The following is a 6239-nucleotide window of genomic DNA, read 5'->3' as shown; positions in this document are numbered from 1 at the left end:
CGGACGGGCGCAGCGGGAAGGGGTCGACCCGGGTCTCGTCGATGACCGGGGCGGCGGGCTGGGGCGGACGGGGCATGACCGCGGCCTCGGAGTGGCCGCCGCAGCCGTAGGCGAGGGAGACCAGGCGGCCGTCGGCCGGGGAGAACTCGTTGGCGCAGGCGCCGAAGGCCTGGCCGAGGGAGCCGCCGATGGGGACGAGGAAGCCGCAGCTGACGCAGGCCGCGGGGGCCGCCTGGGCCATGGGGGTCTTGGGGCCGAACGCCTCTTCCCAGCGGTCGGCCGCGGTGTGCAGGCCGTAGCGGGACAGGACGCGGGCCCGGCGCATGCCCAGTTCCTCGGCGACCGCCGGGATCGAACCGCGCCGGGGCGGGATCGTGTAGCCGGCCGGGGAATCCGCGGTGAGGTCCGCGTCCTCCGCCTCCACCAGGTCGGCCAGCTCGTGCGAGACGGGGGACTTCGGCGCCGGCTCGTCCTCGCCCGTGTAGCCCGGCTCCAGACGCAGGTCCTCGGCATCGGTGGGCAGCAGATCGCCCGGTCCCATGTCACCGGGGCGCAGCCGCTCGCTCCACGGCACCCACTCGGGCGCGAGCACCGCGTCGGGGCCGGGCAGCAGCGCCGCCTCGTCCACCGTGACGATCTTCGCCCGGGAGGCCCGGGCCACCGTCACGGCCCAGCGCCAGCCCCGGTACCCGAGCTCACGGCATTCGAAGAAGTGGGTGACGACGCGGTCCCCCTCGGAGATCAGCCCCACGTGTTCCCCGACGATGCCCGGCGCCGCCGCCTCCTCGGCTGCGGCGCGTGCGAGGTCGACGGCCTCGGCGCACAGACGGTCAGGGGTGCGGCTTCGCGTTGTCGCTGCGCTCACAGGTATCGCTTCTCTCCATACGCCGTCTCACGAGTGCGCCACTCCCGGCGCGGGGGGCGGACGGAGCGGACCGGGGGACCGCGTCGACGTCCTTCATCCATTTTGCGGGATGGCTGAGATACGCACGCTACCCTTCCGCCCCACTTCGCGTACACCGACGGTCCTGTTGCGCCTCCAACCGATCACGAACCGACGCCCCGGACGGTCACCCCACAGGCCCTATACAAGCGGTAATGGCACTACCCACGGCCGTATCGGGGCACTATGACGTCGTGGCAGCCGCGAAGACACCCCCGGGCGCCACCGGGACCGGTGGGTCGAAAGGGGTCAAGGGAAGCAGCCGACCGAGCGGGCCGGGCCGTCTGGGCGGCTCACTGCGCGCGGTCGGCCGCGCTCTGCGTTTGCCGGTGACGGGTCCCGCCCGCGGTATCCGCAAGGCCACCCACGCGCACGGGGCGGGCGAGTCCGGCCTCGGCAAACTGATCGAACTGCACGGGGTGAACGGCGCCGGCGACGTCATGATCACCGTCGCCCTGGCCTCCACGGTCTTCTTCTCGGTGCCCACCGACGAGGCCCGCGGCCGGGTCGCCCTGTACCTCGCCATCACCATGGCGCCCTTCACCCTCCTCGCGCCCGTCGTCGGCCCCCTCCTCGACCGCCTCCCGCACGGCCGCCGCGCCGCGATGGCCGGCGCGATGCTGGCCCGGGCGCTGCTCGCGCTCGTCCTGTCCGGCGCGGTCGTCGGCGGCGGCCTGGAGCTGTACCCGGCCGCGCTCGGCGTCCTGGTGTCGTCGAAGGCGTACGGCGTGGTCAGAAGCGCCGTCGTGCCCCGGCTGCTGCCGCCCGGCTTCTCCCTGGTGAAGGCCAACTCGCGCGTCACCCTCGGCGGCCTCCTGGCCACCGGCGTCGCCGCGCCCGTCGGCATCGGACTCCAGCAGATCGGGCCGCGCTGGCCCCTCTACGGCGCCTTCGTGATCTTCGTGGCGGGAATGATCCTGTCGTTCACGCTGCCGCCGAAGGTCGACTCGGCCAAGGGCGAGGACCGGGCCCTGCTGGCGGCGGACGAGCAGCACCTGCACGGGCCGCACCTGAAACCGGTCAAGCGCCCCGGGCTGCGCACGGTGGGTCCGGCCGTCACCCACGCCCTGGCCGCCAACGCCGCCATCCGCTGCCTGACCGGATTCCTGATCTTCTTCCTGGCGTTCCTGCTGCGCGAGCACCCGATCTCCGGCCAGAGCGCCGCGGTGTCCCTGGGGATAGTGGGCGTGTCGGCGGGCGCGGGCAACGCGCTCGGTACGGCCGTGGGAGCCTGGCTGCGCTCGCGGGCGCCGGAGATCATCATCGTGACGGTGGTGGCGTGCGTGGCGGGCGCGGCGATCACGGCCGCGGTGTTCTTCAGCGCGGTGGTGATGGCCGGTCTGGCCGCGATCGCCGGGTTCGCGCAGGCCCTGGCCAAGCTCTCCCTCGACGCGCTGATCCAGCGGGACGTGCCCGAACTCGTCCGTACGTCCGCCTTCGCACGCTCCGAGACGCTGCTGCAGATGTCGTGGGTGCTGGGCGGGGCGGTCGGTATCGCGATGCCGCTCAACGGCACGGCCGGGCTGGCGGTGGGCGCCGCGATCGTCGGCGCCGGGTGGCTGACGACCGTACGGGGGCTGATCGACTCGGCCCGGCGCGGGGGCGCGGGGCGGGCGCGCGTCGCGTAGGGCCTTGTGATGGTTCTCCCGGGGAGCCGTACCCCGCGTGGGCGGTGCGACCCGTCGGCCCGATAGCCTTCGCCCATGAACACGTTGCAATCCGCTGTGCGACGCCGCCGCGCCGTCGCCGCCGCCGGCGTCGTATCCGCCGGACTGCTCGTCCTGTCGGCCTGTGAGAAGCCGACCTCGATGGCCACGGTCACCGTGGGCAGCGACTCGGTGACCACCGAGGCCACCTGCGGCGGCGAGGGCGACACCCTGAAGTCGTCCGATCTCGCCCAGTGCCTGAAGGACAAGGGCATCAAGAGCATCTCCGTCGACCCCGACGAGACCGTGCGCTTCGGTGTCGACCCCGAGATCGCCGACAACGGCTGGACGATCCTGATGAACGGTCAGCCGCTGACCGATTCCAGCACGAAGACCTACCGCACGATTCCGGGCAGCGTGTTCTTCAACGCCCAGTACGGCGCGCAGGGCAACTCGACGCTGGTGTCCATCAAGGAGGGCGACAAGGACCCGTCGGGCCTGTGGAACTTCAAGCTGAAGAAGGACGCCTGATCGCTCCCGCCGGCCTCGGCCGGGTTCTCGTGGCCACCGCTGTCTCCGTGGAGAGGGACGCGGTGGCTCAAGCCTTCGGGGTGCCGTCGCCGCCGCCGCACCTCCCTCGCCCCGGCGGAACGACTGCCCACCACACGACCGATGTGATCGCTGTGGGTGTCGGGCCCGCGCTCGCCGCCGCGTCCACCGCTTCCGCCCTGACCGCCGCCGCCCTCAGGGGCACGCCCTACGGCCTCGTCGTGTCCGCCGGGATCGGGGGCGGCTTCCCGCCCGAGGCGGCCGTGGGGTCGCTCGTGGTCGCCGACGAGATCGTCGCCGCGGATCTGGGGGCCGAGACCGAGGACGGGTTCGTGCCGGTCACCGAGCTCGGGTTCGGCACCGTCCGGCACCGGCCGCCCGCGGATCTCGTACGGCGGGTCTCCGAGGCCGCCGGCGCCCGGGCCGGGGCCGTGCTCACCGTGTCGACCGTGACCGGCACGGCTGCCAGGGCCGCCGCGCTGCGGGAACGGCACCCCACCGCCCTGGCCGAGGCCATGGAGGGCTTCGGCGTCGCCGAGGCGGCCGCCGCACACGGGGTGCCCGTGCTGGAGATCCGGGCGATCTCCAATCCCGTGGGGCCGCGGGACCGCGCCGCCTGGCGCCTCCCGGACGCCCTGGCGGCCTTGACCGAGGGATTCGGGAAGCTCACGCCCGTACTGGAGGGTTGGAACCGGCATGACCGTTGAGCCGTTGCAGATCGCGTACTCGCCCTGCCCGAACGACACGTTCGTCTTCGACGCCCTCGCCCACGACCGCGTCCCCGGTGCCCCCGCCCTCGACGTGACCTTCGCCGACATCGACCTCACCAACGGTATGGCCGAGCGCGGCGAGTTCGACGTGCTGAAGGTGTCGTACGCCGTGCTGCCCTACGTCCTCGACGACTACGCCCTGCTGCCCTGCGGGGGCGCGCTGGGGCGGGGCTGCGGGCCGCTGGTGCTGACCCGGGAGGCGGAGGCCGACCTCACCGGGCGGACCGTCGCGGTGCCCGGTGAGAGGTCCACCGCGTATCTGCTGTTCCGGCTGTGGGCCGCGGACACGCTGGCCGACGGGGTCGGCGAGATCGTCGTCATGCCGTTCCACGAGATCATGCCGGCCGTGCGGGACGGGAAGGTCGACGCGGGGCTCGTGATCCACGAGGCGCGCTTCACCTACCGTGACTACGGGCTGCACCAGCTGGCCGACATGGGCGAGCACTGGGAGCACACCACCGGGCTGCCGATCCCGCTGGGCGCGATCATCGCCAAGCGGTCGCTGGGCGAGCGGAGGCTGCGGCTGCTGGTCGACTCCATCCGCAGGTCGGTGCGCGCCGCCTGGGACGATCCCGAGGTGTCCCGGCCCTACGTCATGGAGCACGCCCAGGAGATGGATCCGGCCGTGGCCGACCGGCACATCGGGCTGTACGTCAACGAGTTCACGGCCGACCTCGGCGAAGACGGCTACGCGGCCGTACGCGGGCTGCTGACCCGCGCGGCTGCCGAGGGACTCGTACCGCCCCTCGGCCCGGACGCGCTGCGTTTTCCCTGAGGCTCAGACGTCCAGCTGGTCGGCGACCGCGCGCAGCAGTCCGGCGATCTTCTTGCCGGCCGTCTTCTCGGGGTAGCGGCCCCGCTCCAGCATCGGCGTGATGTTCTCCAGCAGGGTCGTCAGGTCCTGGACGATGGAGGCCAGCTCGTCCGGCTTCTTACGGGTCGCGGCGGCGACGGACGGGGTCGGGTCCAGGATCGTCAGGGACAGCGCCTGGTCGCCGCGCTGCCCGGCGACGACACCGAACTCCACGCGCTGCCCCGGCTTGAGCGTCTCGACTCCGGCGGGGAGAACCGAGGAATGGACGAAGACGTCACCGCCGTCGTCGCGGGAGAGAAAGCCGAAGCCCTTCTCACCGTTGAACCACTTGACCTTGCCGGTGGGCATGTCTGTCCTCGTCCTCGTACTCGTCGGAAAACTGCTTCTGGAAACGGCTCTTGATAGCACTCGGGCGGGTCGTACGGACCCGCCGGTACCCAGGCTAATGGTCTTGCAGCCGGTGACAAGACGTCACCCGGCTGTTCCCTTCGCGCTGGGAACTACCCTGGTCGGGTGCGTGACAAAACCCAAACGAATTCCGCCGCTCCCGGTGACCGCCTGGTCCGTGCCGGAGCCGTCGTCTTCTTCCTCGGTGCCCTGGCCACTCTGGTCACCGTCGCCCCGCTGTTCCTCGGGACGGCGCCCTTTCCGACGTACATGTTCGGATTGAGCATGCTCATGGCGGTCGGATTCCTGATGGCCGGTGCGGGAGTGCTGCGTTCCGTGGCGGCGGGCCGGCGTCAGGCGCGCGCGGGACGGTAGGCCGAAAGCCACCCCGGGAATTCGGTCAGATCGGTGAGAACGACGTCCGCGCCCGCCGCGCGCAGTTCCTCCGGAGGGCAGGGACCGGTGGCCACCGCGACCGAGAAGGCCCCGGCCGCCCGGGCGCCGTGCACGTCCCCGACGTGGTCGCCGACGTAGACCCCCGCGTCGTGCTCGCGCAGGGCCTCCGCCTTCTGCTCGGCCCACAGATCGCCGATGACGGCGTCGGGCTCGATGCCGAGGTGGGCGAGGTGCAGTTTGGCGTTGGGCTCGTACTTGGCGGTGACGACGATCGCGCGTCCCCCGGCCTCCCGTACGGCCGCTATGGCTTCCCGGGCGCCGGTCAGCGCCGGGGTCGCGGCGATGGCGATCGTCGGGTACATCTCCCGGTACAGGTCCGCCACGGCGGCGACCTCCTCGGCCGGGAACCAGTTGATCAGCTCCTCCGCCAGCGGCGGCCCGAGCCGCGTGACCGCGAGGTCGGCGTCGACGTACGTCCCCGTCCGCTCCGACAGCGCCCGGTAGCAGGCGCGGATGCCGGGGCGGGAGTCGATGAGGGTCATGTCGAGGTCGAAGCCGACGGTGAGCGCGGGCAAGGTCATGGAGGCCATAGGGGCCATTGTGCCCAGGCGGTTCGAACGGCAGACGTCCCCCGGCGACCGGCTAGTGCCGCGGCAGGCAACGTTTGCCCGTCAAGGAGCGGCGTCCGGTGCGTGCTCTCGGCGTGCCGGGTGCAAGCCCTCGTACTGGGTGTA

At 72.3% G+C, this 6239-nt stretch carries 8 protein-coding genes; 5 read left to right on the top strand and 3 right to left on the bottom strand.

The window, feature by feature from the left end; all coding sequences use genetic code 11:
- Positions 1-865, bottom strand: an 865-nt coding sequence (locus ABTX62_RS23510; RefSeq protein WP_352118034.1) for a DUF3027 domain-containing protein, incomplete at its 3' end; no start/stop codon positions are given.
- Between the two features lie 272 nt (positions 866-1137).
- Between ABTX62_RS23510 and ABTX62_RS23505 the strand changes: the two genes are divergently transcribed.
- From ABTX62_RS23505 to ABTX62_RS23490, 4 genes are all read left to right on the top strand, one after another.
- The gene (locus ABTX62_RS23505; RefSeq protein WP_352118033.1) at positions 1138-2571 is read left to right on the top strand and encodes an MFS transporter; all 1434 of its coding nucleotides are present in this window, start codon (positions 1138-1140) and stop codon (positions 2569-2571) included.
- Positions 2572-2646: 75 nt separating this feature from the next.
- Positions 2647-3120 (top strand): DUF2771 domain-containing protein, encoded by a 474-nt coding sequence (locus ABTX62_RS23500; protein WP_352118032.1) that lies wholly within the window; start codon positions 2647-2649, stop codon positions 3118-3120.
- Positions 3090-3845 carry a futalosine hydrolase gene (locus tag ABTX62_RS23495; RefSeq protein ID WP_352118031.1) on the top strand — a complete coding sequence of 252 codons (756 nt, stop codon included), beginning with the start codon at positions 3090-3092 and terminating at the stop codon, positions 3843-3845. Before ABTX62_RS23500 ends, ABTX62_RS23495 begins: the two co-directional genes overlap by 31 nt.
- Positions 3835-4683 carry a 1,4-dihydroxy-6-naphtoate synthase gene (locus ABTX62_RS23490; protein WP_352118030.1) on the top strand — a complete coding sequence of 283 codons (849 nt, stop codon included), beginning with the start codon at positions 3835-3837 and terminating at the stop codon, positions 4681-4683. The genes ABTX62_RS23495 and ABTX62_RS23490 overlap by 11 nt, the downstream gene beginning before the upstream one ends.
- Before the next feature lie 3 nt (positions 4684-4686).
- Here the strand turns inward: ABTX62_RS23490 and ABTX62_RS23485 are convergent, their stop codons facing one another.
- A complete protein-coding gene (locus ABTX62_RS23485; RefSeq protein WP_282574310.1) occupies positions 4687-5070 on the bottom strand; it encodes a cold-shock protein in 384 nt (127 codons plus the stop codon).
- A 165-nt stretch (positions 5071-5235) separates the two neighbouring features.
- Here ABTX62_RS23485 and ABTX62_RS23480 point away from each other — a divergent pair, with 165 nt between their 5' ends.
- Entirely contained in the window at positions 5236-5484 is a 249-nt protein-coding gene (locus tag ABTX62_RS23480; RefSeq protein ID WP_352118029.1) for a hypothetical protein, read from the top strand.
- Here the strand turns inward: ABTX62_RS23480 and ABTX62_RS23475 are convergent.
- Complete coding sequence (locus ABTX62_RS23475; protein WP_352118028.1) at positions 5463-6095, bottom strand: HAD family hydrolase; 633 nt, start codon at positions 6093-6095, stop codon at positions 5463-5465. The genes ABTX62_RS23480 and ABTX62_RS23475 overlap by 22 nt on opposite strands.
- Positions 6096-6239: the final 144 nt, after the last annotated feature.

Origin of the sequence: Streptomyces sp. NPDC096046 (assembly GCF_040303285.1) — a bacterium.
GTDB lineage: Bacteria > Actinomycetota > Actinomycetes > Streptomycetales > Streptomycetaceae > Streptomyces.
This window is presented reverse-complemented; position numbering and strand designations above follow the sequence as displayed.

What these genes read in the sequence shown, in the direction of transcription:
- ABTX62_RS23500 (WP_352118032.1), top strand. Translation starts at nt 2,647, where the DNA reads ATGAACACGTTGCAATCCGCTGTGCGACGCCGCCGCGCCGTCGCCGCC.
- ABTX62_RS23490 (WP_352118030.1), top strand. Translation starts at nt 3,835, where the DNA reads ATGACCGTTGAGCCGTTGCAGATCGCGTACTCGCCCTGCCCGAACGAC.
- ABTX62_RS23475 (WP_352118028.1), bottom strand. Translation starts at nt 6,095, where the DNA reads ATGGCCTCCATGACCTTGCCCGCGCTCACCGTCGGCTTCGACCTCGAC.
- ABTX62_RS23485 (WP_282574310.1), bottom strand. Translation starts at nt 5,070, where the DNA reads ATGCCCACCGGCAAGGTCAAGTGGTTCAACGGTGAGAAGGGCTTCGGC.